Origin of the sequence: uncultured Aquimarina sp., assembly GCF_947500065.1 — a bacterium.
In the GTDB taxonomy this organism is placed as follows: Bacteria; Bacteroidota; Bacteroidia; order Flavobacteriales; family Flavobacteriaceae; genus Aquimarina.
In genome coordinates, this window is sequence record NZ_CANMQT010000002.1 from 922,098 (window position 1) to 948,046 (window position 25,949).

25 protein-coding genes are annotated in these 25,949 nt (G+C 33.1%); 8 read left to right on the top strand and 17 right to left on the bottom strand.

All coding sequences use genetic code 11. From position 1 onward, the window contains the following. Positions 1 to 43: 43 nt before the first annotated feature. Together Q0975_RS09570 and Q0975_RS09575 are read right to left on the bottom strand one after the other, a co-directional pair. Complete coding sequence (locus tag Q0975_RS09570) at positions 44 to 1,438, bottom strand: OmpA family protein (protein WP_299435685.1); 1,395 nt, start codon at positions 1,436 to 1,438, stop codon at positions 44 to 46. 284 nt (positions 1,439 to 1,722) lie between these two features. Continuing rightward, complete coding sequence (locus Q0975_RS09575; protein ID WP_299435687.1) at positions 1,723 to 4,875, bottom strand: exodeoxyribonuclease V subunit beta; 3,153 nt, start codon at positions 4,873 to 4,875, stop codon at positions 1,723 to 1,725. A 201-nt stretch (positions 4,876 to 5,076) separates the two neighbouring features. Here Q0975_RS09575 and Q0975_RS09580 point away from each other — a divergent pair, with 201 nt between their 5' ends. Next, positions 5,077 to 5,685, top strand: coding sequence for a superoxide dismutase (locus Q0975_RS09580; RefSeq protein ID WP_299435689.1), 609 nt, complete (start codon positions 5,077 to 5,079; stop codon positions 5,683 to 5,685). A gap of 277 nt (positions 5,686 to 5,962) precedes the next feature. Here the strand turns inward: Q0975_RS09580 and Q0975_RS09585 are convergent, their stop codons facing one another. Beyond that, entirely contained in the window at positions 5,963 to 7,861 is a 1,899-nt protein-coding gene (locus Q0975_RS09585) for an amidophosphoribosyltransferase (protein ID WP_299435691.1), read from the bottom strand. A gap of 92 nt (positions 7,862 to 7,953) precedes the next feature. After that, positions 7,954 to 8,880 carry a PfkB family carbohydrate kinase gene (locus Q0975_RS09590; RefSeq protein WP_299435693.1) on the bottom strand — a complete coding sequence of 309 codons (927 nt, stop codon included), beginning with the start codon at positions 8,878 to 8,880 and terminating at the stop codon, positions 7,954 to 7,956. A gap of 296 nt (positions 8,881 to 9,176) precedes the next feature. Here Q0975_RS09590 and Q0975_RS09595 point away from each other — a divergent pair, with 296 nt between their 5' ends. Both Q0975_RS09595 and Q0975_RS09600 read left to right on the top strand, forming a co-directional pair. Continuing rightward, entirely contained in the window at positions 9,177 to 10,250 is a 1,074-nt protein-coding gene (locus Q0975_RS09595) for a carbohydrate-binding protein (RefSeq protein WP_299435695.1), read from the top strand. A gap of 243 nt (positions 10,251 to 10,493) precedes the next feature. Beyond that, positions 10,494 to 11,564 carry a matrixin family metalloprotease gene (locus Q0975_RS09600; protein ID WP_299435697.1) on the top strand — a complete coding sequence of 357 codons (1,071 nt, stop codon included), beginning with the start codon at positions 10,494 to 10,496 and terminating at the stop codon, positions 11,562 to 11,564. Positions 11,565 to 11,670: 106 nt separating this feature from the next. Here the strand turns inward: Q0975_RS09600 and Q0975_RS09605 are convergent, their stop codons facing one another. Both Q0975_RS09605 and purN read right to left on the bottom strand, forming a co-directional pair. Beyond that, positions 11,671 to 12,306 carry a ribonuclease H family protein gene (locus Q0975_RS09605; RefSeq protein WP_299435699.1) on the bottom strand — a complete coding sequence of 212 codons (636 nt, stop codon included), beginning with the start codon at positions 12,304 to 12,306 and terminating at the stop codon, positions 11,671 to 11,673. Positions 12,307 to 12,537: 231 nt separating this feature from the next. Continuing rightward, entirely contained in the window at positions 12,538 to 13,116 is a 579-nt protein-coding gene (purN, locus tag Q0975_RS09610) for a phosphoribosylglycinamide formyltransferase (protein WP_299435701.1), read from the bottom strand. A 181-nt stretch (positions 13,117 to 13,297) separates the two neighbouring features. Between purN and Q0975_RS09615 the strand changes: the two genes are divergently transcribed. The 5 genes from Q0975_RS09615 to pyk all read left to right on the top strand — a co-directional run bounded on the left by Q0975_RS09615 (position 13,298) and on the right by pyk (position 17,662). Continuing rightward, the gene (locus Q0975_RS09615) at positions 13,298 to 13,531 is read left to right on the top strand and encodes an acyl carrier protein (RefSeq protein ID WP_027394586.1); all 234 of its coding nucleotides are present in this window, start codon (positions 13,298 to 13,300) and stop codon (positions 13,529 to 13,531) included. A gap of 17 nt (positions 13,532 to 13,548) precedes the next feature. After that, the gene (gene fabF, locus Q0975_RS09620) at positions 13,549 to 14,802 is read left to right on the top strand and encodes a beta-ketoacyl-ACP synthase II (RefSeq protein WP_299435704.1); all 1,254 of its coding nucleotides are present in this window, start codon (positions 13,549 to 13,551) and stop codon (positions 14,800 to 14,802) included. Between the two features lie 2 nt (positions 14,803 to 14,804). Beyond that, on the top strand, positions 14,805 to 15,542 hold the full coding sequence (gene rnc / locus Q0975_RS09625; RefSeq protein ID WP_299435706.1) for a ribonuclease III: 738 nt from the start codon (positions 14,805 to 14,807) through the stop codon (positions 15,540 to 15,542). Between the two features lie 198 nt (positions 15,543 to 15,740). Continuing rightward, positions 15,741 to 16,235, top strand: a complete 495-nt coding sequence (locus Q0975_RS09630) for an IPExxxVDY family protein (RefSeq protein ID WP_299435708.1) — start codon at positions 15,741 to 15,743, stop codon at positions 16,233 to 16,235. After that, the gene (pyk, locus tag Q0975_RS09635; RefSeq protein ID WP_299435710.1) at positions 16,235 to 17,662 is read left to right on the top strand and encodes a pyruvate kinase; all 1,428 of its coding nucleotides are present in this window, start codon (positions 16,235 to 16,237) and stop codon (positions 17,660 to 17,662) included. Before Q0975_RS09630 ends, pyk begins: the two co-directional genes overlap by 1 nt. A gap of 234 nt (positions 17,663 to 17,896) precedes the next feature. Here pyk and Q0975_RS09640 read toward each other — a convergent pair whose 3' ends face one another. The 11 genes from Q0975_RS09640 to Q0975_RS09690 all read right to left on the bottom strand — a co-directional run bounded on the left by Q0975_RS09640 (position 17,897) and on the right by Q0975_RS09690 (position 25,683). Further along, positions 17,897 to 18,304 carry a response regulator gene (locus Q0975_RS09640; protein WP_299435712.1) on the bottom strand — a complete coding sequence of 136 codons (408 nt, stop codon included), beginning with the start codon at positions 18,302 to 18,304 and terminating at the stop codon, positions 17,897 to 17,899. A gap of 21 nt (positions 18,305 to 18,325) precedes the next feature. Beyond that, positions 18,326 to 19,777 (bottom strand): PAS domain-containing protein, encoded by a 1,452-nt coding sequence (locus Q0975_RS09645; RefSeq protein ID WP_299435714.1) that lies wholly within the window; start codon positions 19,775 to 19,777, stop codon positions 18,326 to 18,328. 44 nt (positions 19,778 to 19,821) lie between these two features. Beyond that, positions 19,822 to 20,217, bottom strand: a complete 396-nt coding sequence (locus tag Q0975_RS09650; protein WP_299435716.1) for a DUF2721 domain-containing protein — start codon at positions 20,215 to 20,217, stop codon at positions 19,822 to 19,824. 181 nt (positions 20,218 to 20,398) lie between these two features. After that, a complete protein-coding gene (locus Q0975_RS09655) occupies positions 20,399 to 20,953 on the bottom strand; it encodes a hypothetical protein (protein ID WP_299435718.1) in 555 nt (184 codons plus the stop codon). Between the two features lie 183 nt (positions 20,954 to 21,136). After that, positions 21,137 to 21,838, bottom strand: coding sequence for a hypothetical protein (locus tag Q0975_RS09660; RefSeq protein ID WP_299435720.1), 702 nt, complete (start codon positions 21,836 to 21,838; stop codon positions 21,137 to 21,139). A 118-nt stretch (positions 21,839 to 21,956) separates the two neighbouring features. Further along, positions 21,957 to 22,679 (bottom strand): hypothetical protein, encoded by a 723-nt coding sequence (locus tag Q0975_RS09665; protein WP_299435723.1) that lies wholly within the window; start codon positions 22,677 to 22,679, stop codon positions 21,957 to 21,959. Positions 22,680 to 22,808: 129 nt separating this feature from the next. Continuing rightward, a complete protein-coding gene (locus tag Q0975_RS09670; protein WP_299435725.1) occupies positions 22,809 to 23,411 on the bottom strand; it encodes a zinc-ribbon domain-containing protein in 603 nt (200 codons plus the stop codon). A gap of 139 nt (positions 23,412 to 23,550) precedes the next feature. After that, positions 23,551 to 24,135 carry a hypothetical protein gene (locus Q0975_RS09675; protein ID WP_299435727.1) on the bottom strand — a complete coding sequence of 195 codons (585 nt, stop codon included), beginning with the start codon at positions 24,133 to 24,135 and terminating at the stop codon, positions 23,551 to 23,553. Between the two features lie 123 nt (positions 24,136 to 24,258). Beyond that, complete coding sequence (locus tag Q0975_RS09680; RefSeq protein ID WP_299435729.1) at positions 24,259 to 24,405, bottom strand: hypothetical protein; 147 nt, start codon at positions 24,403 to 24,405, stop codon at positions 24,259 to 24,261. 37 nt (positions 24,406 to 24,442) lie between these two features. Then, entirely contained in the window at positions 24,443 to 25,078 is a 636-nt protein-coding gene (locus Q0975_RS09685; RefSeq protein ID WP_299435731.1) for a hypothetical protein, read from the bottom strand. Positions 25,079 to 25,098: 20 nt separating this feature from the next. Then, positions 25,099 to 25,683 carry a hypothetical protein gene (locus Q0975_RS09690; protein WP_299435733.1) on the bottom strand — a complete coding sequence of 195 codons (585 nt, stop codon included), beginning with the start codon at positions 25,681 to 25,683 and terminating at the stop codon, positions 25,099 to 25,101. Between the last annotated feature and the right edge of the window lie 266 nt (positions 25,684 to 25,949).

Here is a 25,949-nt window from a genome sequence, read left to right on the forward strand (position 1 = left end):
CGGGACGTTTTATCAATGTATTATATTATTTAGTGAAAAATAATTACTTCACTAAGTTGATCTCTACACGTCTGTTTTGTGCTCTACCAGCTCTAGTTTTGTTAGATGCAACTGGTCTTGATTCTCCATAACCAACAGCAGATAATCTGAACTGATCGATACCATTACTAGTTAAGAAAGTCTTAACAGCATTTGCTCTAGAATCAGAAAGTTTTTGATTATTTGCTTCTCTACCTTGACTATCTGTATGCCCTTCAATAACGAATTTAGCAGTTGGATATTCTTTAAGGATAGCGATGATATCATTCAATACTTTAGTAGACTGATCTTTGATAGTTGACTTACCTGAGTCAAATAATACTTGAGCAGCATACTCATTTAAAGTTTTCTGGATTTCTTCAGTTACTTCAGGACAACCATTGTTAGCAACAGTACCAGCAACATCAGGACAGTTATCGTCTTTGTCTAATACTCCGTCACCATCTTTATCTTGGTAAGGACATCCGTTGTTAGCAGCAGGACCAGCTTCGTTAGGACAACCATCTTTAGCGTCAGTGATTCCATCACCGTCAGCATCAGGACATCCATTTAAGTTAGCTAAACCAGCAACTGTAGGACAATCATCTTTAGGATCAGCAATTCCGTCACCATCAGTATCAGGACATCCATTAAATTCTGCAGTACCTGCAGTATCAGGACAGTCATCTTTAGCATCAGTGATTCCATCACCATCAGTATCAGGACATCCGTTAAATTCAGCTAAACCAGGAACGTCGATACATTCGTCATCTTTATCAAATACACCGTCACCATCAGTATCCTTACCTCCGAATGCGAAAGTAATTCCTGCAGAGTGTTGGAAGTGAGTTGGAGGATAGTTACTAACCTCATAGTCTTCAAATACGTGCTTATAAGTAGTTTGTAAATTGAAAGCTAAATTTTCAGTTAACCAAAGATTAACCCCTAAAGAACCATTTAAAGTTCCAGCACCAATCTCATCAAGCCAAGTGTATCCACCACCTACTCCTAGGTAAGGATCAAACCATTTTGTTTTTAGAGCATTTTTAAAGCTGTAGCTTATTGTTCCATCCGCTGCATAATAAGATAAGTCATCTACTGTCTGATCTACTCCTGCTTCATTTTCGCCATATTTGTCGATTTTGTTAACTGTACCTGCAACGGTAAAAGTAAACCCATCTCCTATATATCTACCAATCGATAATTTAGATACAGATGGAAGAATGTTCCAGTGGTCACTAACGTTAAAATACTCGTCAAAGATTTCTCCCTGTACAGGTAAATCTCCTCCGGTAGGAAAGATATCAACAGCATTAACGCCAATCGATACTGCCCAAGGGTTGTTTTGATCTTGTGCATTCGCAGTACTAAACCCAAGTACTAATAACGAAGCCACTAAAAATCTGCTAAGATGTTTCATATTCAATAATTTAATTTTTAAGTGTTAATTAGAGCAAATGTAATATGTTAAAAATTACTGTCAAAGACAAAACTAATAAATTTTTCTTAATAGGCCAGTGTATATCGACCTTTGCGAAGTTTTTAAAGCTTTATTTTAAATCTTTAAGTGCCCCTCAAATGTGAAAAAAACGGCTTATTTAGGTGAAATTTATGCTTGTAATTTCCTCAATTACGCTACAATTATAAGATAAAAATATTTTTTATCAGTAAATTTCTACTAGTAATTACGAAAATAATTATTATTTATATATATTTTAAAGTGATCTCATCATTAAAATATACCAGTATCTTATCACTTAACCTGTACCCTATTTCTTGTAGAAGTGAACCGTATTTTTCCAATTGCTTAGCATGAGAACTACTGTACTCACCTGTTTTATAGTCAATTACAGTTGCCGCCCCATGTATATCGATGGTAACTCTATCTGGTCTATATATCTTTCCATTTGATATGATATCCCTTTCGTTTAGCACTATATTGTCCTCAGAAAAATATTTAGAGAGTGACGGATGGTCTAATACCATTTTTAACTCGTTATAAACGGTTTCTTTATCTAAAAGACTAATCATACCTGTTTCAAAAGCATTTTCTACAACGCTTTCCAAATCTTGATGCGTATGTACAAATGACATCATATCATGTATTAGATTACCTTTTTCTATAGCAGTTTCTTGTAAAGTATCCCATAGTTTACCTGAATTTGTAACAACATTCACTTTATATTTCTTACTAGAGTTTTCTAATTTGGTAAGCTTTATACTTTTTACTTTAGAACTACTGGATATAATTTCCTTATCCGGCTTCTGGGGAGCACCAAAATTATATACTAACTGTTCATCGTTCCATCTGCCAATATGTTTCAAATAATTAATAAGTTTTCCCGAAAACTTATTTGGATTACTTTCTCCTCTACTATTTATCTCTGCTTTAGAAATAACATATAATTGTTCTTCTGCTCTTGTTAGAGCAACGTATAAAAGATTAAAAGCATCTAACTCTAATCGGGACTGATGTTTTTGAACAATGTTTTCTGCTTGAGAACCATATTCAGAAAGCTCTTTATTATAATTGACAAATACCTCTTCGAAACCATTGAAATCTTTTTTTGAAACCGGCAACCAGGATTTGGGCTCTATTTCTCTGTAAATATCAATATTGGCATACGGATAAATAACACAAGGAAACTCTAGGCCTTTAGATTTATGTATTGTCATTATTTGAATTGCCTCTTCACCTTCTGGCGCAATTATACTTAGTTTATCTTTTTTGTGCTCCCAGTACGTTAAAAACCCAATAATTCCTTCCGCATGTTTTTGGGTATAACCAAATATTACATCTAAAAGAAATTGAACATATGCAGGTGATATCGATGTAAGTTTAAAACAGTTTATAATATATTCTACCGCTTCATAAAAAGGTTTTACATCCAATTGATGAAAGTTAAATTCTATTCCAAATGATTTAATTGCATTACAGAATGCTTTTTTGTCTGTAAATACCAACTTCTTTAAAAAGGAGTGTTTATTTGGTATAGAAAACTGTTCCGTTATAAAATGTATTACGTTTGTTTTGGCAGCAAGCTCATCAGGTCGTATGAACCAAGTAAGCATATCTATAACAAAACATACTCTCGGATCATTTTTGAGCAATAACGTTTCTGACGAAATAATAGAAAACCCTTTTTCAGTAAGAAAATCTGCAATCAAAGCTCCTTCTTTTTGCTTTCTTGTTAGAATACAGATTTCATTAAGTAAATATCCTTTTTCTTTAAGTTTCACTACTGATTCATATACTTTTTCGGGATATATTTCATTTTCTTCTGCTGCATTTTTAGCCTTGATAAAAGAAAGTTCTACATACCCTTCTTTTTTCTCATTGTACTCCTGATTATTTCCTAATAGGTATAATTTTTTATGTAAATCATCGCTAAAATCATTTGATAAAAAAGTAAACAAATCATTATTAAACTTAATTATCTCTTTATGACTACGATAATTTTTAGGTAAATTAAGAACTCTTTTTTCTTCAATAGAAAATGGGTTTTGGTCTAAAGAAAGATTAATGAACTGTTCTGCTTTCCCACCGCGCCACCTGTAAATTGCCTGTTTAGCATCTCCTACTATAGTCAGTTGCCCTCTTTTACCGCTTAGCGTCTCTGATGAAATTGCATTATCAATCAAAGGCACAATATTATTCCATTGTAACTCTGATGTATCTTGAAACTCGTCTATAAAATAATCACGATAACGCTCTCCTAATCTTTCATATATAAAAGGAGCCGGTTGATCTTGAATAGCTTCACTAATAATTCTATTAAACTCCGATATTAATAAAATACTCCTTTCCTTTTTTATTTTTTGAAGCTCCTTATTAATAACATTCAAAACGGAAAGAGGAGTAAGGTTATTAATTATATTTTCATATAACTTTATATAAAGTATTTGTTGTTTTGTGTCTAAAAACCCTTCTTCGATTAAAGGACGAATGCTATCTATCGATTCTTTTTTATGGTCATCTAGCTTAGCTCCGTAGAATGAAGCTGTTTGTATATTCTGTTTCCATGCAGCTTTAAAATCTAATTTGGTTTCTCCTTCTGCAAGCTTCTGAAAATGATTAGGAATTGATCCACGTGTGAAATCTTTATATTCGATTCCAGCATTTTCTATTTTATTCAGAATTTCTTTTGAATTAGAAATAATTTCTCTCTTAGTTACTAAGACTTTATGTTTTAAGCTTGTTTTTAGGTTATCAAAATCATCTGCTGTCTTATCCGAAAGATTATCTAGATGTGCGCGATCATTTTCGCTAAACAACAGACGAGCTGCTTTATTAAGTTCAACCGTAATATCCCAACTTTTATCATCCTCTAATTTACTTAAAGCAAAATCTATAATTGTTTCAGTAAGTACCGTGTCGTCGCCTACTTTTGCTATAACTGCATCTACTGATTCTTCAATTAATGATTCCGTATCCATTTCAATTTCAAAATTCATTGGAATTCCTAAATCACGTGCAAAAGTTCGAATTATTCGATGAGTAAAAGTATCTATCGTTACTATATCAAAAGCAGCATAATTATGTAGAATACTTTTAAGAACCCGATCAGCTTTTTGCTTAACTACTTGTTCCTCTAGCCCAGTTTCTTGAATTATATCATTTAATAAAGACTCATACTTTGGTGATAATTTTGCATTCCGAATACCAACGAGATTTTCCAAAACTCTGGTTTTCATCTCTGCAACTGCTTTATTAGTAAAAGTAATTGCTAAAATATTCTTATAAGCATCCTTAAATTCTCCTGTTAAAAGCGCTATTAAGTAAGCTTTTACCAAGGTATACGTTTTCCCCGCACCTGCGGCGGCATTATAAATAGTAAAAGGATATTGAGAATTCAAGTTTGTTTTTTTACTAAAGTATCAAAAAAGACTAGTTTTTGGCTAGTAATAATCACTAAAAATAAATTGAACACAAGTATAGCATAGAAAGGGGTTAGGAAAACTTTTAATTTAATTAATTTATAACAAATATTAATTTTTATTCATCACTCTTATTCCTAAATTTGGTTTCATTTTTTCTTATTAACTAAAAAATAGATTATGTCATTCGAATTACCAAAATTAAACTATGCCTTTGATGCATTAGAACCTAATATAGATGCCCGTACTATGGAAATTCATCATGATAAACATCATGCTGGTTATACTAATAAATTAAACGCAGCTATTGCTGGATCTGATTTAGAAGGTAAGACTATAGAGAATATTCTTATTAATTTAGATATGTCTAATGGCGCAGTTAGAAACAATGGTGGTGGTTACTATAACCATGGTTTGTTCTGGGAAATTATGTCTCCTAATGGAGGAGGTGCTCCATCTGGCGAACTTGCAGAAGCTATCAATAATTCTTTTGGTTCTTTTGATGCGTTTAAAGACTCTTTTTCTAAAGCAGCTGCAACTCAATTCGGTTCTGGATGGGCGTGGTTATGTGTTCAAGAAGGTGGTAAATTAGAGGTATGCGCTACTCCAAATCAAGATAACCCATTAATGCCAGGTATTGGTTGTGGAGGAACTCCTGTTCTAGGATTAGATGTATGGGAACATGCATATTACTTAAATTATCAAAATCGTAGACCTGATTATATCAATGCATTTTTTAATGTGATTAACTGGGATGAAGTTTCTACAAGATATGCTCAAGGAAAGTAATATCCTATAGAACAACAGTAAATAAAAAGAAAAGAGTCATATAATAATTATATGACTCTTTTTATATATGATTATTTTACAAAATGTTCTAAAATAAAAAAAGGTGGAAAGTCCACCTTTTTTTGCCCCAAATCTACCATGAACTTAACCTACTTATGCTATGGCTCTGCTAATATATAGCGTTATTTCGTTGCGTAAAAATGTTTTAGATGAAAGGTCGAAATATTTGTTGAACTACACAAATTAACTGATTTTAACAACGAGGTTTTTCATTTTTTTAGTAAGCACGCTCATTTTTACCTTCAAAGAAGTTTATAAAAGCCTTATTTACAACTCGATTCCCACCTATAGTTGGATAGTCCCCTGTAAAATACCAATCACCAAGGTTCTTAGGACAAGCCATATGGAGGTTATCTACTGTTTGATAAATGATCTTTATTTCTGCATTAACAGTCTTATCAGAAAGTAATTCAGCTATTTTATCACTTATTTCCTGATCAGAAAAACCTTCATAAATTTCCTTTACAAAATTCTGAACCTCTTTATCCTCTAAGTTTTCTTGAGCTTTACATTTCTCATATACCTGCTCTACTAAATCGTAATTTCCATTTTCTTTCAATAGTTCTAAGGCCGCCTTAAATGCTATAAGACCTTCGAGTCTTGCCATATCGATTCCATAACAATCAGGATAACGAATTTGTGGAGCTGAAGAAACAACAATAATCTTCTTCGGTTTCAATCTATCGAGCATTTTAAGAATACTCTTCTTCAAGGTTGTACCTCTTACAATACTATCATCTATAATTACCAGATTATCTTCAGGTCTTACTACTCCATAAGTAACATCGTATACGTGAGCTACTAGATCATCCCTACTACTGTCTTCTGTAATAAATGTACGTAATTTAGCATCTTTAATTGCTAATTTCTCTGTTCTTAATCTAGGAGAAAGTATTTCCTTTAATCGTTCATCTGTTAATGAATCTTTTTCAGAAAGTATCGTCTCGTTTTTTTGTTTATTTAATTCATCCTGCGCTGCTTCCACCATACCATAGAATGATGTTTCGGCAGTGTTAGGGATAAAAGAAAAAACTGTATTAACCGTGTCATGATCAATTTGCTTTAACACTTGCGGCATGATTAGTTTACCCAGTTTCTTTCGTTCCTCATAAATTTCGGCATCACTTCCTCTAGAAAAATAAATACGTTCAAAAGAACAGGCTTTTCTTTCTAACGGTTCAATAATTTTACTTATTGATGTTGTTCCATCCTTCTTAACGATAATAGCTTTTCCTGGATCTAATTCTATCACCTTATCAAAAGGAACATTAAACACTGTTTGAATCACAGGTCTTTCAGAAGCTACTACCACAATCTCATCATCCTTATAATAATAGGCAGGTCTTATTCCAGCTGGATCTCTAAGAACAAAAGCGTCTCCATGGCCTAGCATTCCTGCCATCGCATATCCTCCATCCCAGTCTCTTGAAGATTTCTTAAGGATTTTAGCAACATTTAATCTTTCCACAATTTGTGGAGATGCATCTACTTTGCTGTATCCTTCTTTTTTAAGTTTCTTATATAATTTGGCCACTTCAGAATCCAAAAAGTGTCCAATTTTTTCCATCACAGTTACCGTATCCACATGATCTTTAGGATGCTGACCTAATCGTACTAGATTATCAAATAGTACATTATTATTAGTCATATTAAAATTCCCAGCAACGATAAGGTTACGATGCATCCAATTGTTTTGTCTTAAAAATGGATGTACACTTTCTACACTATTTTTACCAAAGGTACCATAACGAACATGTCCTAAAAGCACTTCTCCTATATATGGAATGTTTTGTTTCTGTAGTTCTACATCATCTGTATACTCTGGATGTTCAACTAACTCCTTATTAATCCTATCATTAATCTGCGAAAAAATATCCTGAATTGGTTGAGATTCACTGGAGCGAACTCTACTTATATATCTTTCTCCTGGCGGTGTATCTAATTTAATACTAGCAAATCCTGCTCCGTCTTGTCCACGATTATGTTGCTTTTCCATCATCAGATACATTTTATTTACTCCATAAAATGCACTTCCGTATTTTTCCTTATAATACTCTAATGGTTTTAATAGTCTAATAAATGCTATTCCGCATTCATGTTTTAAGGCATCACTCATTGTATTCCAAAAATTCTATTGTTGTGTTATAGTAGGTATCTCCCAAATTAAAAAAGCCCTTACACAAAATGAGCAGGGCTGATTATTTATCATCAAGACAATTCTATTTCGAATTGTGTTAGTTCCCTAAATTGTTGAAGTCGCTTCTGAACTTCTTCTCGCTGTAAGCTCTCCATTCTTTCTGTACCAAATTTCTCTACACAAAAAGAAGCTAAATTAGAGGCATGGATAATTGCTTTTTTCATATTCTCAAAAGAAATATCTCCAGTTTTAGCAATATACCCGGTAAAACCTCCTGCAAAGGTATCTCCGGCACCAGTAGGATCAAAAACTTCTTCTAATGGTAACGCTGGAGCAAAGAAAATTTGTTCATTATGGAATAATAACGCTCCGTGCTCTCCCTTTTTAATAACTACATACTTAGGTCCCATCTTCGCTATTGCCCTTGCAGCCTTTACAAGTGAATACTCTCCGCTTAACTGTCTTGCCTCTTCATCATTAATGGTAATAACATCTACTTCTGCAATAACTTTCATTAAATCCTCTAATGCATTATCCATCCAAAAGTTCATCGTGTCCAAAACCGCTAGCTTTGGCTTAGATGACATTTGCTTTAAAACGCTCAATTGAACTAAAGGATGTAAATTTCCTAGCATGACAATTTCAGCATCTTTATAATCATTAGGAACGACTGGATTAAAATCGGCTAGTACATTAAGCTGAGTATCTAAGGTATCTCTAGAATTCAGATCATTATGATATCTTCCGCTCCAGAAAAAAGTTTTACCTCCTTTTACAACTTCTATCGCAGAGGTGTCAATATTTTTCTTTTGAAGCATTGTTAGATATTCCTCCGGAAAATCTTCTCCTACGACAGAAACAATTGCTGAAGGTATATTAAAATTAGCTGCAGAAAGACCAATATAAGTTGCGGCTCCGCCTAAGATTTTGTCTGTTTTACCAAAAGGTGTTTCAATAGCATCAAAGGCTACAGTACCTACAATAAGTAATTTGCTCATAAAATAGCGTAATATTTTTTTGCAAATATACGCTTTACTTTTGAGTAGTAAAGAGATTGAAGTAAACTTACTTTATACTAAATCTATATGTGTTTTAGCTACCTCATATCCATTAATTTCTATTTATATTATCTATAAATAATGAGCAATCTTTCCTAAAAATGTAATTCATACAACGAAAAACACCCCTAATACAATCAAAATGTCATTTTACACAAGGATATATAGCTTTCACCTAAAACTCAACTACTTTAACTTAGATTTTAACTTAAACACAAACTAACATTAAAACAATTATGAAAAATCACAAATTAACAGCACTCGTCTTGTCTGTTTTAGTATCATTTTCATTACTTAACTGTGAAAAAGATTCTGAAGAGATTTTTGAAACAAATCAAGTTATAACTGAAAAAGCCGCCCATGTATGTATCGAAAAATGGGATGCTACCGACGGTTCCAAAGCTGCCAGTCTTAAAGCAAAAGAATGGCAAACCGGCCAAACTATCCGAGTGAAATTTTTAAATGGAAATAATTTTGTTCAATCCAAAGTAAGACAATACGCTGTAGCTTGGGAAAGTTATGCGAATATTAAATTCGAATGGGTATCTTCAAATAGCAGTGCAAACATCAAAATCGGTTTTAGAGAAGGACAATTTGCTGATGATGGCGGGTCTTGGTCTTATTTAGGAACGGATTCTAACAATCAAGCCCATAGTATGCATTTCGGATGGTTTAACAATAACACTTCTGATACAGAATTTAGAAGAACTACAATTCATGAATTTGGACATGCTCTTGGATTAATCCATGAACATCAAAACCCTGTAGCGGGAATTAACTGGGATAAAGAGGCAGTATATGCATACTATGCTGGACCTCCTAACAATTGGAGTAGAGCGCAAGTAGATAATAACCTATTTAGACGTTACGAAGCAAATATTTCTAACTACAGCGCATATGATCCACAATCTATAATGCACTATCCTATTCCTGCAGAACATACTACAGATGGGGTTGCTGTGGGAAGTAATACTCAATTGTCAGCAACGGATAAATCTTTTATTGCTACTATATATCCAGGTACTACCACTGGTGGTGGTAATTGTGATGGTGTAGCAGCATATAATAGTAATGCTTCTTATGCTGTTGGAGATCAAGTAACATATCAAGGAAATTTATACCAAAGAACAGCTAGTGGATGGAATAATCTAGGAGCATGTGAAAGCGCTCCTAGTGCTGACATATGCGATGGCGTAGCAGCATATAATGGTAATGCTTCTTATGCTGTTGGAGATCAAGTAACATATCAAGGAACTTTATATGAAAGAACCGCCAGCGGATGGAATAACCTTGGAGCATGTGGTAGCTAAATAAAGGTTAATTTGTTAACCAATAGCTATTTATATTAAAAATAGAAATGCCCTGTTGTATATTTACTTCAGGGTATTTTTTGTGTGATTTATTACTATAATGTTACTTTTTAGAATCTGTATTTTTTTACGTTTTTCACGTAATAAATTTATGTTTTTTTTATACTTTCTTTCAAATATGTTTGGATTCCTATTAAATTTTTGTTAATTTTATAAGATATTTAACAAAAACTCAACTTTATTATGAAAAAAAATAAACTGGCTAGACTTGCCCTAGCTACCCTAGTTTCATTTTCTCTGTTTAATTGTGAAAAAGATGCCGAAGATGTATTCGAAGAAAATCAGATTGACAACGCAAAATTAGCCCATGTCTGCATCGACAAATGGGATTCATCTGATGGTGCCAAAGCGACCAGTGTTAAAGCAAAACAATGGGAAACAGGTCAAACTATCCGTGTAAAGTTTTTAAATGGAAGCAACTTTGTTCAATCCAAAGTTAGACAATATGCTGTACAATGGGAAAGCTATGCAAATCTAAAATTTGAATGGGTTTCTTCTAGCAGTAGTGCTAACATCAAAATTGCTTTTAGAGAAGGGCAATATGCTAATGAAGCAGGTTCATGGTCTTATTTAGGAACTGATTCTAACAGCTATGCACATAGTATGCATTTTGGATGGTTCGATAATAATACAACTGATGCAGAATTCAGAAGAACAACAATTCACGAATTTGGACATGCTCTTGGATTAATCCATGAGCATCAGAATCCTGTAGCTGGAATAAACTGGGATAAAGAAACTGTTTATGCATATTACGCTGGACCTCCAAATAACTGGTCTAGAGCTCAGGTTGACAATAATCTTTTTAGACGCTATGAAGCAAATATTTCTAACTACAGTACATATGATCCATTATCAATTATGCACTATCCTGTTCCTGCAGAACATACATTAGATGGAGTTGGAGTAGGTTCAAATAACCAATTATCTGCAACCGACAAAACTTTTATTGGCTCTATTTATCCATTTCCTGATACAGGAGGTGATCCATGTGCGGGTGTAGCTCCATATAGCGGTAGTACTTCATATTCTACCGGAGATCAAGTTACCTATAACGGAGATTTATATCAAAGAACTGCTAGTGGATGGTCGAATCTTGGAGCCTGTGGCCCTGTTAGTACTGATCCTTGTGATGGTGTAGCCGCATATAATGGCAACGCTTCATATTCTACTGGAGATCAAGTTACTTACAATGGAGATTTATATCAAAGAACTGCTAGTGGATGGTCGAATCTTGGACCGTGCGGTGGTTAAAAAATATTATTATAATTAAGATAGATTAAAAAAACAGAAATGCCCTAGATAAAAATCTAGGGCATTTTTTTGTAAACAAAGTCATCATACTATAGTAAGCATAATTTTACTTCCTACCAAAATCAGCTGGAATCTCACCCCATGCTTTGGTTTCCCATTTAACTATTGTAGTAGTGTACTTATTTTCTTTAAGCCAAGATATTGCGCGATCCACCAAATCAAACATCTCCTTGTTTTTAGAATTGCGTTCTAGTTTTGTTTTGCAGGTTTTTCGTTGTACCCAACCCATGGCAATTCTAGAATCTGTGTATAAAATTCGATCACTACCCTTCTTTTTTAAGTACGCTAATCCATGCACTAAAGCTAGAAACTCTCCTATATTATTTGTTCCTTGTGGAAATGGTCCTTGATGAAAAAGCTGTTTTTCTGTCTGTGTATCCACACCTCTATATTCCATTTTACCAGGATTCCCACTAGAAGCGGCATCTACCGCAATAGAATACAGATTAGGCTCTCCTATTTTTTTTAGCTGTTCAGCAGTAAGTGAAGATTTTGATTTACTCTTTCCTTTATAATCTTCATAATCGCCATTATACGCTTTCTTTGCTGCATCAAAAGATTCAAATGACTTGTATTTTGCACTAGCATATCCTTTGACAGCTGCTTTGCAATCATCCCATTTGGTGTAAATTCCAGGTCTATGACCTTCCCACACCACATAAAACTTTTCTTTCTTGCCCATATTTAGTTGACAGTTACTAGTTAATTGTTATTAGTTGTGCGTTAAGGATAACAGTGGCATCCTTTTTATTGGTTTTCTTAGGTGTCACACTGAGCCTGTCGAAATGTTATCGAAAGCCACCAATAAAAAGATACAATGTACCTGCCTGCTTACCGCTGGTAGGCAGGTAGCCCGCTCGAACGCCAACATAATTCTTATTATTTTCAATCTCTCAAATACTCACAAACTACCTCAAGCCTCATCCCTTAATCCTAGTACCTTCTCTATAACGACAGGAAAATGTTTATATTCTAATGTATGGATTGCCTTAGCCACATCCTCGGCAGAGTAATTAGGCGCTACAGGAGTTTTTGCCTGAAAAACAATAGCACCTTCATCATAATGTTCGTTTACATAATGAATAGTGATACCACTTTCTTTTTCCTTATTTCTCACTACCGCTTCGTGAACATGATGCCCATACATTCCTTTTCCTCCATATTTAGGAAGTAATGCTGGATGAATATTAATTACCTTATTAGGGAAAGCATCAATGATCTTTTTTGGGAAAATCCATAAAAATCCTGCCAGCACAATAATGTCAGGTTGTGCGTCCATAAGTATGTTTAACACCTCATTTGTGTCATAAAATGACTGTTTGTCAAAATGTAACGCCTTTACATTCAGGTCATGAGCACGTTTCAAGACTTTGGCACGCAGGTTGTTAGAGAACACATGTGTAATCTCAGCATTTTTTCGTTCCTGAAAGTATTTAATAATATTTTCGGCATTGGAACCAGAGCCGGAAGCAAAAATGATAATACGCTTCATAGTATGATATAGTTGTTGATTAGAGAGCACAAAAAAAATAATTATTATCCATTTTTAGGTAGCAAAAAGCCAATACTTCCATATATTTGATAAAATACAAATACATTTTTATAGGATTGTGGGGTTTTAAAATAAAGTTTTTTATTTTTGCCACCTAATTAAAAAATTAAAATTAAACATTATGTCAGACATTGCATCAAGAGTAAAAGCGATAATCGTTGACAAATTAGGAGTAGACGAAAATGAGGTTGTAACTGAAGCTAGCTTCACAAACGATCTAGGCGCTGATTCGTTAGACACTGTAGAATTGATTATGGAATTCGAAAAAGAATTCGATATTCAGATTCCAGATGATCAAGCTGAAAACATTGCAACAGTTGGTCAAGCAATATCTTATATTGAAGACGCAAAGTAATAACTTCACAACACAATATGGATCTTAAGCGAGTTGTAGTCACAGGACTAGGGGCATTGACGCCCATCGGTAACAATATTGAAGAATATTGGGATGGATTAGTACATGGTAAGAGCGGTTGCGCACCCATTACATATTTCGATACCGAACATTTCAAGACTAAATTTGCTTGCGAACTCAAAAACTATAATCCTACGGATCATTTCGAAAGAAAAGAAGCACGTAAGCTTGATAAATTCGCGCAGTACGCAATCGTTTCTTCAGAAGAAGCAATAAAAGATGCTGCTATCGACCTTGAGAAGGTAGATAAATTTAGAGTTGGTGTTATCTGGGGTGCTGGTATTGGTGGATTAGAAACTTTTCAGGAAGAAGTAATTGGTTATGCCAATGGGAATGGAACACCTCGTTTCAATCCTTTCTTCATCCCAAAAATGATCGCTGATATTGCTCCAGGACATATTTCTATCAGAAATGGTTTTATGGGGCCTAACTATACTACGGTTTCGGCTTGTGCCTCTTCTGCCAATTCAATGATTGATGCTTTAAACTATATTCGTTTAGGGCACTGTGATATCATTGTCACTGGAGGAAGTGAAGCTGCTGTTACCATTGCTGGTATGGGAGGGTTTAATGCTATGCATGCTTTATCAACAAGAAATGAGAGCCCAGAAACTGCCTCTAGACCTTTTGATGCTACCAGAGATGGTTTTGTATTAGGAGAAGGTGGTGGAGCACTTATTCTTGAGGAGTATGAACACGCTAAAGCACGTGGTGCTAAAATCTATGCAGAGGTTGTAGGTGGTGGAATGTCTAGTGATGCTTATCACATGACAGCCCCTCATCCAGATGGGATTGGAGTAGAACGTGTAATGCTTAACTGTTTAAAAGATGCAGGTGTAAAACCAGAACAAGTAGATGCTATAAACACTCATGGTACATCCACTCCTTTAGGAGATGTAGCAGAATTGAAAGCAATTACTAAAGTTTTTGGTGATCACGCACCTAGTATGAATATAAATTCAACAAAATCTATGACTGGACATTTACTTGGTGCAGCTGGAGCTATAGAATCAATTGCTTCTATACTTGCTATGCAACATGGTATAATTCCTCCAACAATCAATCACACTACTGTGGATGAAAACATAGATAACAGGTTAAATTTAACTTTAAACAAAGCACAAAAACGTGAGATTACGTATGCAATGAGCAATACATTTGGCTTCGGAGGTCATAATGCTTGTGTATTATTTAAAAAACTAGACGAATAATAATGAGTGTTATTCGCAACATATTAAATTCCCGCTCTGACAAGAACGGGAATTTTTTTTCAAAAATTCAAAACATTCTAGGATTCAAACCTAAGAATATAGGTCCTTATGAAAAGGCTTTTACTCACCGTTCTCTAAATTTAAAAGATAAAAAAGGGAATGCTGTTAACTACGAAAGGCTAGAGTTTCTGGGAGATGCTATGCTGAGTAGTGTTATTGCTGCTCACTTATTCAAAGAAGTTCCTGAAGGTAATGAAGGGTATCTTACTAAGATGAGAGCTAAAGTGGTAAGTAGAAAACACCTGAACGAACTAGGAAAAGATCTCAAATTAATTGATTTGGTTCGCACAAATATTCCAAAATCTCAGTTTGGCATCAATATTCATGGTAATTTATTTGAAGCTTTGATTGGTGCGATTTACCTCGATAGAGGATTTGTTTATTGTGAACGTTTTATACATGAAGCTGTTATCAATCCTTATGTTGACATAGAAAGCCTAGAAGGGCAAATTATTAGTTATAAAAGTTTATTGATAGAATGGTGTCAAAAAGTAAAAAAGAACTTTAACTATGAAATCTATGAAGACACCGGAAAAGACGAAATGAAACATTTTGCAGTAAAACTGTGGATCGATGAAAAAGTAGTAGCAAAAGCAAGAGCGACTTCTAAGAAAAAAGCAGAAGAAAAAGCTTCAAAAAGAGCATATTTTGCATTCCAGTCAAAAACCAATTTTCCATAAAACTGAACCTTTATTTTATTTCTTTTCTAAAAAGGTGTTAATTGATTATAAAATTGGCATTTTACCTTCTCTTTACACCAAGCTAAGCTAAAAGATACTAACTCAATCGTTTTCGTATAATATCTTTATGTTTTATTAAACTTCTACGGAGATTTTATTTGTATATTTCTCGATAATTCTTTTAAAAGATAAATTCTGATGGCAATCCAACGGTTAATTTTAGACACCATTGTGGATGATGATTATGATCTAATTGCTATTCATTGTTCGTTAGCATCATATCGGTTAGCTTTCGCGTTAAATAAATATATGGATCTTCGGCTTTTCCGAAAAAACCAAGATATCAAATTTGAATATGATTCGCATTCAGCAAATTTTCCGCTGTTTCAATATGAGGATCATTTTCAATACAATACCTATAGCCTTTTGGGAAATAAATTTAGAACAAAGATTGAATCAAGTACTTCTGCTGTAGAAGGCTTATTTTCTTCAACAGAGGAGGATAACTATGTTATTAAACATCTAATTCCAGAATTAAAAAATGTGGATTACTTTCTAAAAATTGAAACTGAAACTTCTCAATTTTCAAGTAAATCATTAACAGCTAAATTACTTTCTATTCCACAAATCATAACAGCGTATGTTGTGGATTATACTGAACTAAAATCAAAGAACAATTTAATATTTGAATAATGCCAAAAACAAAAAAAACTAAAATAGTGGCAACACTTGGACCTGCTACCAGTACCAAGGATGTGTTGAAAAACATGCTCGATGCAGGTGTTAATGTTTTTAGAATAAACTTTTCTCATGCTGACTATGAAGATGTAAAAGAACGCGTAAAAATGATACGTGATTTAAATTCAGAACACGGTTATAATGCATCTATATTAGCGGATTTACAAGGGCCTAAATTAAGAGTAGGTGTTATGAAAGGTGATATCATTGTTAATGATGGTGATCTTATTAATTTTGTTACAGGAAAACCTTTTGAAGGTACTGCGGAAAGTGTTTATATGAACTATTCTAATTTTCCTAAAGACGTAAAATCGGGAGAGCGAATTTTACTAGATGATGGAAAATTGATTTTTGAAGTGGTTTCGGCCAATAACAAGGACACTGTTAAAGCTAAAGTAATCCAAGGTGGGCCTTTAAGATCCAAAAAAGGTGTAAATCTCCCAAATACTGATATTTCCTTGCCAGCGCTTACGGAAAAAGATATAAAGGATGCCATTTTTGCTTGTAACTTGGAAGTTGACTGGATAGCATTATCTTTTGTTCGCCATGCCCAGGATCTTATTGGACTACAAGATTTAATAAAGGAACATAGTGAACACAAAATTCCTATTGTAGCAAAAATCGAAAAACCAGAAGGTGTAGAAAACATCGATAAAATCGTTGCGTATTGTGATGGTCTAATGGTAGCTAGAGGAGACCTTGGAGTAGAAATTCCTGCTCAAGAGGTTCCATTGATTCAAAAGAAACTAGTTTTAAAGGCTAAAACAGCTAGAATACCTGTGATTATAGCTACACAGATGATGGAAACCATGATTGATAGCTTAACACCTACTCGTGCTGAGGTTAATGACGTAGCTAACTCTGTAATGGATGGTGCTGATGCTGTTATGTTATCTGGAGAAACATCGGTAGGTAAGTATCCTGTGCAGGTTATAGAAACTATGACCAAAATAATTAATAGTGTAGAGAATTCTGATCTGATAAAAGTTCCTCAAAACCCGCCACATATAAGAACAAACAGATTTATTACAAAATCTATCTGTTATCATGCGGCACATATGGCTAATGATATTGATGCTAAAGCGATCTGTACATTAACCAATAGTGGATATACTGCTTTTCAGATCTCTGCGTGGAGACCAGGAGCACACATCCTAGTATTTACTAGTAATAGACGTATACTTTCTCAGCTTAGTCTTCTTTGGGGAGTAAAAGCATTTTATTACGACAAGTATGTGAGTACTGATGAAACCGTACAAGATGTAAATAAGTTAGCCTTAGAACGTGGCTTTGTTGAAAAAGGTGATATGTTAATTAATCTTGCTGCTATGCCAGTAGTGGAAAAAGGAATGGTAAATACATTAAGAGTTTCGCAAACATAAAAAACACCTTTTCTACTAATATATTAAACAAAAAAGGCTTCATATATGAAGCCTTTTTTGTTTTAATCCAGATTATGCATTAGAACTTTGTAATGAGAATTGAAATTACCATAAAATATGACATTTTCTAAGTTTTAGCATAGCATCGATATGGTTACACTTAAAAATGTAGTGAAACAGTATATTTTGCAGTGATTTCAAGGGGTAATAAATTTTCTAATGTATAATGCTGGTTTAAGCTGCACTAAAAATGGATTCTAACTCTCCAATAGTAACAGGTTTAATTAGATAATCTTTTATACCATTAATGCTTTTTGCTTTTTTAATATCCAGTGGATTAATAGAAGAACTCACAATATATAGTGTTATTACTTTTCCAAAATTGTTTTTTATAGCAATAAATTTTTCTAAAAACTCCCATCCATCCATTACTGGCATATTGAGATCTAAAAAAATTATTTCAGGAATACTTTCTTCATTCATATTACATAGAATGGCTTCAAAATAACCTAAAGCTTCCTTTCCATTTTCAAAAACCAATAAATTCTGACAAAGATGTTTTGCCTCAATAATTCGTTTAACTAAATTCACATAAACAGTATCATCATCGATAATGCATGCTACTTCTATTTTATCGCCCATTATATAAGAATTGTGTGTATTTTAAAATTCAATAGTAAAAGTCGTTCCAATATCAACTTCGCTTTCTACATCTATAGTCCCATCCAGAGATTCCACTTGATTCTTTGTTAAGAACAACCCAATACCAACTGCGTCTTTGTTATAATGAAAGGTTTTATACATCCCAAACACTTTATCTTTAAAAAGTGCCATATCAATCCCCATTCCATTATCTGAAACTTTTAGATACTTATTTCCTTTATCAATATATGTTTTTATAATGATAATAGGGTCTCTATCAGGGTGTTTATATTTAATAGCATTAGTCAATAAATTCAGCAAAATACTTTCCAGATACGCAGGTATATAATCGATCTCTTCGACCCCACTAAAATCAGAACGTATTTGACAATTACTATTACTAATCACATGGCTGATTCCATTAATTACTAGTTTTAATGCGTCTTTAAATTTTACAGGTACTCTTTCTTGTTTATTATTGGTTTGTACAGTTACAATTTCATTAAGGTGTTCTATCGTTGTATTTAGATTGGATGAAATAGTCTTTACCTCTTTTATCAATTCTTCTTTTTCTTTAGGATCATCAATATCCTCTATTAGCTGAACTAAAAGAGATAAGTTACTCGTGTGAGATCTAAGGTTATGAGATACAATATGCGCAAAATTGAATAATCTAGAATTCTGAGCTGCTATAATATCTACAGATTTTTGCAGACTAATTTCTTTTCTTTTTATATCATCAATATCTTGAAAAACTCCACGGATACCAATGATTTCTTTACTCTCATTATACATTGGTTTGCCAATTGCTCTTGCCCAAAACTCTCTCTTATTAGCAGTAACCATTTTTATTTCGGTATTAAACGGTGTTCCCACCATAGCACAATTAAAAAAACAATCTGCTGCCAATTGTCTACAGTCCTCTGTATAATAGTTTGCGGAGTCTTTTAAAGAAGGCCTATAATCCTCAGGATATTCTAATATTCTATACGTTTCAAAATCCCAAGAACTTTCTTTTTTATGAAAATCTACATACCAACTACCTGTAGCAGTCATTTGGGCAGTCTCTTTATAGTAGAAATTATCTTTTTTGATCGTTTGATCCGGTTCAAGCTTTATTTCAAAGAAAAACACGAAACTGGTTTCAGCTTTTATATTTACCGGCAAAGCATCATTGGTAACACATCGAAATAATTGATATTTTCCTTCTGTATTCAGTATCTTAATATGTTGCTTAAAGTTTATAGTGTTTATTCGATAATTTAGAAAATTATCCCTGAAAACATCTACATCTTCTTTATGAATAAGATGTTCTAAAAAATAATCAAAGTTCGACTGAACATCATTCTTAGAATACCCAAGGATTTCATAAAATCTATCAGACCAATTTTCTCTATACGGATCGCGAAGTAACTCCCAATAACCCGTATTGAAATCTTGCATTACATTGTTAAAAAGTTCATTCTGGAGCATTTAAAGTCGGTTAAAAAATAATGATTCTAACAATATAAGAATTTCTAATTGTTTTCTTCAATTCTGTCTAACCTTATAGACAATGCTTTAGTGGAAATCTGAACCTCAATAAATGATAATAAAAGTGAAATCATCAAGGCAAATAAACTTATCCCAAATATTAAATTGGCTAAACTATTTTTTTCTACATATAATAAAAACATAGTGATTACACTGGTAAGAAAACTAACAATAGCAATGGCTTGCATGTTTCTTATCAGCCACAATCGCTTTCTGAGGTTTTTAATTTGCAATACTGTGTTTTTTGATGGCGAGGTCAAATACTCTTTATGTAGCTGACGTATCAGAGCCGCTATCGCCAGATATCTGGCGTTATACGCTAACATTGTTAAAGATATTGCTGGAAAAAGTAATGCCGGAATACTCATAGTAAGTGTCATAGAAAACTTTTTTATTGACACTAATGTACTTCAAAACTTATATTTCACTTGCTTTTTACCTAATAAATGATCTTTTACCAGATTAAAAACTTCATCACCATATATTAGAAAACAAAGTAGTGAACAAGTCTGGCTTGTTCACTACTACAAATCCTAAATAACAAATATTAAAGTCTAAAGGTTATTCTGGAATATTAAGTATTGCCGTTATGTCTTCATAGGACATATTTTTGAAATCTTCTAACGACTTGGAATTATTTATAGTCGCTCCTCCAGGAATAATTATGTATCTGAAAACATCATTAAGAAAGGGTTCTCCTATATCGTTGATACCTATTCCCTCCACACCAATGTTAAGTGTTCCAGCGGTTATAACCCGGAAGAAATAGTTTTCGTTTAAAAAACCATGAAATGTAACCGGAACCTGATAGATTGTGTTGGTTGTACTTCTTGCATATACCAGAATAGTACCTGTATCTAAAATCTCTTGTGTAATTTCTGGAGCGTCAATATTAAACGCGTCAAAACCATCTGTAATATCATTTTCAAAACCAGAATCTATCCAATCAGAATACATTACGTTTGCCGTTCCTGGTTCTCCTTGATCACCTTGTGGACCTTGTTCGCCCTGTTCTCCTTGTGGTCCAATAGCACCATCTTCTCCTTCACAGGAAAAAATCAATGCAGATAAAATCACTACAGGAATAAGCCTCACTAAATTTGTCATTGCTTTCATTTTTTTACGATTTAAAAATTAATACAACAAACCTAGTAATGGAAAGAAATCCAAATGTCCGAAAAATTTGAAATTCAAAGAATTTGGACAATATTTAGGGGGTTTCCCTATATTCTTTGAGTGAAATGCCCCTATGTTTTTAATATTAATCTTAGCAAGTTTCTTTATCGTTTGACTACATTATTATTGTGTAAACCTAAATGCTCCCCTAACGTTTTCAATAGCATTATTTTGATCTAATCCTTCTCCCCATTGCCCAGTAAACGTAGCAGCTGGCGAACCATTTCTAGCATTCATAATACCCTTCAGTACTCGATTATTAGCATTAAAATTAATTGTTATCAGTGATTCATCTATAGTCCAAGTTCCGTCCATAGAAATTATATCACCATCACTAGTTCCTAATAACCCTACTGTACCTTCTTTTGTGAAGCTTATAGAATTATTGGAATCAATCATAGATGTATCTGGATTATCAGATATGTCGTCATTGAAACCACCATAAAACAAACCTTCAATAAAAGTGTTATTTATTGTGACCGATATTGTTGTGCTTTCTAATGAATTGGATGCTGTTATAAAAACCTCTGTCTCACCTAGAGGGATTGATCTATCCCAAGAAAGCACACCTGTTTCTTCATCAATAGATAAATTTCTATTAAATAAATCATCTGGTGCTGTAATTGGTAATGTCGTAGCAGAAAATGTTCCCTTTTCTCCTGACCAATTTACTACTGGAGGTGCAGTTTCTCCTGCTTCTAAAAATAAGGTTTCAATAAAATTGTTTTCATATACGATTCTTAAATCATTAGAATCATCATCATTATTGCAAGCATGTATGATTATAAAAAATAGTAGTCCTCCTATATATTTAATTGTTTTCATCTGTTCTTCAGTTAAAAAATTAGTGTTAATTTTATAATAGAACAGCAAACTTTTGGGTACTAAAGTTTACTGTTCTTTTAATAGGGATGATAGCAGGTAAAAAAGTTTTTAAATCATTTTAATCGTTTTCAAATCTGAATATTCCCATCAAATTTTCAATATTATTATTTTGATTTAACTCTTTCCCCCATTTCCCACTAAACAAAGCTGCTGGCAAACTATTTCTTCCATTCAAAAAACCTTTCATCACTAAGTTTTCTCCGGGACTATTTGTAGTTATATAGTTAATAGTTATGTCCCCATCATCTGCTGTCCAGGTTCCTGTTCCGATAAAACTCACATCGCTATCACTAGTAGATGATAATGCAGCAGTACCATCTTTAGATAGTATCAAAAAAGTATCATTTTCTATGGTAAAAAAGTTAGGCTCATCCGATGTATCGTTATTGAATCCACCAACAAAAAGACCTTCAATAAAAGTGTTATTTATTGTGACCGATATTGTTGTGCTTTCTAATGAATTGGATGCTGTTATAAAAACCTCTGTCTCACCTAGAGGAATCGATCTGTCCCAAGAAAGCGCACCTGTTTCTTCATCAATAGATAAATTTCTATTAAATAAATCATCTGGTGCTGTAATTGGTAATGTCGTAGCAGAAAATGTTCCCTTTTCTCCTGACCAATTTACTACTGGAGGTGCAGTTTCTCCTGCTTCTAAAAATAAGGTTTCAATAAAACTGTTTTCATATTCGATTCTTAAACCATTAGAATCATCATCACTAGTACAAGCATGTATGATTACAAAAAACACTAATACTCCTATATACCTAATTGTCTTCATTTCTAAAATTTTAAAAATTACATAACAAACATAGATATAGGCTGCTTTTTGAATATCCCATATATTTGATATTCAAAGAATTCGGACGTATTTACGGCAATTATCGTATAAAACAATCGTTTAAAATCGTCATCTATTTATATCAAAAATTTCTCCCGAATCGTACATCTCCTTTAGCTTTTCTATTGATATTCCATATGAGAATTCAGAATAATTTTCGGGCTTATTGATTTTGAATATTCTACTCTTTTTACTTATTTCATATTCATTGGGAGACACAAACACACTATCCCTTGAAACCGCAATTACTTTTAAAGTAGAATAACTTCTTGTTTCAATTTTGTATTCATAAATATCACCGTTCATAGGAGATGCTATGTACTCTCCTGCTAACTTTTTATTTTCCGCACTTGCATAACTGCCCCAAGCAATCAAAACTATAAGTATACCCAATCCTGCAAATTGCCATATCGGTCCTTTAGTTTTATTTTTTAAGATATCGTACTCCCTTCTAATGGGTTCTGGCATCTCTTTAGTTTTAAGAACATTTTTACAATGCTGACACTGAGAAATTCCTTTTTTACCAATTGGAAATAGTGGAATCCAGAAAATATGAGCATGTCTTCTGAATACACTTAATGTCAAAGAGCCTTGCGTACTACAACTTGGACAAATAGCTGTTTTAGATTGTTCCGATTTTATATGAACTGCTCTACTTCCATAAATTATCATATTCTTTTATTTTAATGGTTTACAACAAAATGAAAACAATAATGTTTTTTTAGAAAGGCAATGCAAACCTTACGTTTTAAAAAATAATTAAATCCCCGAGACTAGATCTTGGGGATTTTTAGATTACTATTCCAAGTGATTATTGGATATTAAAAAGGGTTGCAATTTCTTCGTAAGACATGTTTTTATAATCATTAACTGATTTTCCTGCAGCTACTCCACCAGGGATTATTACATATTTGAAACCCTGAAAGAATGCAAATGCACTAGTGGTACCATCCAATGTCGCCACCTTAATCCTTAAGGTAAAACCTCCATTAAAACTAGCAACCTCAAAACCATAAAAATCATTTTCCGAAACATGTATGTAAGGAAGTTGGTTTATCTCAGTGACTATAGCACTAATCTCTCGTCTACCATAAACTAATAGTATATCTTGAGTAAGGTCAAAATCGCCAAGACCTAATGTAGCCAACAATTGTTCATTGGTCTCTTCTGCTAATCCGCCGCTGTTGTCATAGTCTCTAGCTATCCAATCAGAATAAATCACATTCGCTGTTCCTGGATCACCTTGATCTCCCTGATCCCCATCAAGACCTTGATCTCCTTGCTCTCCTTGTTCGCCTTGTTCGCCTTGTGGCCCAACTGCTCCATCTTCTCCTTCACATGAGATAATACCTACTGATAGTAATAAAACCACTACACATCCAATTAAATTTTTCATTGCTTTCATTTTATAAAAGTTTTTTATGTTAATGAAGCAAACTTAAAAAGAGAGTGTATTTCAAATATCCGAAAAGCTTGAATTTCAATGAATTCGGACGTTTTAAATAGATGTATGCAAAATTTAAAACAGTCTAGTTAATTTTGATTTCTCATGAATAATTCCATTTTCTATCTCAAACTGAGACATTTCAATGGTCGCTTTAGTATTTTGAATTAATTTACGCTTGTTTAAATCATACTTTTTTGAATCTTCGAATTTTGCTCCCATTTACTGTTTTTTTCATATCCAGAAAATTCTTCTATCACTATAATTTACTTTTAGATACTAGTTTTTTACAAGAAATGATTTGTGTCAGTTCTGATCCAAGTCCTATTTCCTCCCAAAGATGAAGATCTTCTTCAATCGAAAGAGGGTTTTGATCTGATTGAATGTATTTCTTAATAGATTGAATCTTAGGGTCGGACCGTCCATTGATTTTTAATATTGATTTACCGCCTGGAATACTGATACTACCTTCATATTCATAAAAAAACACAATCACTTTGTCTCCTTTTTTAACATCTACCTGATTAAAACAATCTGAAGCAATGAATTCTTCTTCTTGATAGGTTTTGTTTTCAAGGTTACCTGCTATAAGTACTTCATCTATTTTTATGATTCCTGTCTGGGATACATATCGTTCTTGCTCTGTTTTTTTATAAATCTCATCAATTGTTCCTAGAACAACCAAACTATATTTTTCACCACAATTACCAATAAATGGTCCTGATTGTAGCCACCAGTACGTATAACCTATAGTAAGGGTATCTCTTAATTTGGTTTCTATACTAGAAATCTTTTCTGATTCCGAATTCCTTGATTTATTATAGTTACAGCTTAAACTAAAAAAACATAGTAAGCATCCTAATAAAACCTTATTCTTTTTTACAATTGAGTTCATTTGAACTATTTTCATCATAATTACTCTAGTGAAAAAGTAACCTTAACATAATATTTTGTTGGTTCTTTTACAGCAACTACATTATAATATTTGTATTTATTATTCAGGTTTTCAATTTGGATAATCTCACCAACCTTTTTCCCAATATTGACAGCTATTTGGTTAGCTGTATTTCTTGCATCATTCACTGCTTCTTTACTTAGTGTTCCTATTTGTTCGTTAGTCATCTGTTTAGCTATAATGTCTACTTTTGTATTGGTAACACCTTCTATTTTTTTACTTATAATTTTCTTCACTTCATCTAACGAAGTTGTTTTATAAAAATAGAAAGCAGAAGTGGTATAAGCATATGAAGAAATACGATACATTATATTCTCTTTACTTAAAGCAGCGGCAAATTCCTTTTCTAATTCGCTCACTGTTTTTCCTTTTATATTTCTATAAGTATCACCTATAACATCTCTAAACTCTACATTAACAATATAGGTCTCAATTTCATTAATTTTATCCGCTTCGCCAAAAACCGAAATAGAATGTTCTTGTTGTGCATATAAAAAACCGTGGCAAAGTATGAAGACTAAAAGTATTTTTTTTATGAAGCTCATCGCGTATTTTTTTTAATGTTTATTATAAATATTTAGTTGTTGATCTAATTAAAGAGAATTTTTTATTCTACTTGAACATGTTTTTTCACTATCCAAACTCGTTGTCCTTAAGATAGTAAGGGTGTTCTAAAAACTCACAAAAATCAAGATGATTATACTTTTTATTATAATCTATTCCATTAAATCATGTTCATACGTTTTTTCGTAAATCCGAATTGAAGGTAAGCAGCAGTATTTACCTAAATGTCCGAAAAGTTTGAATTTCA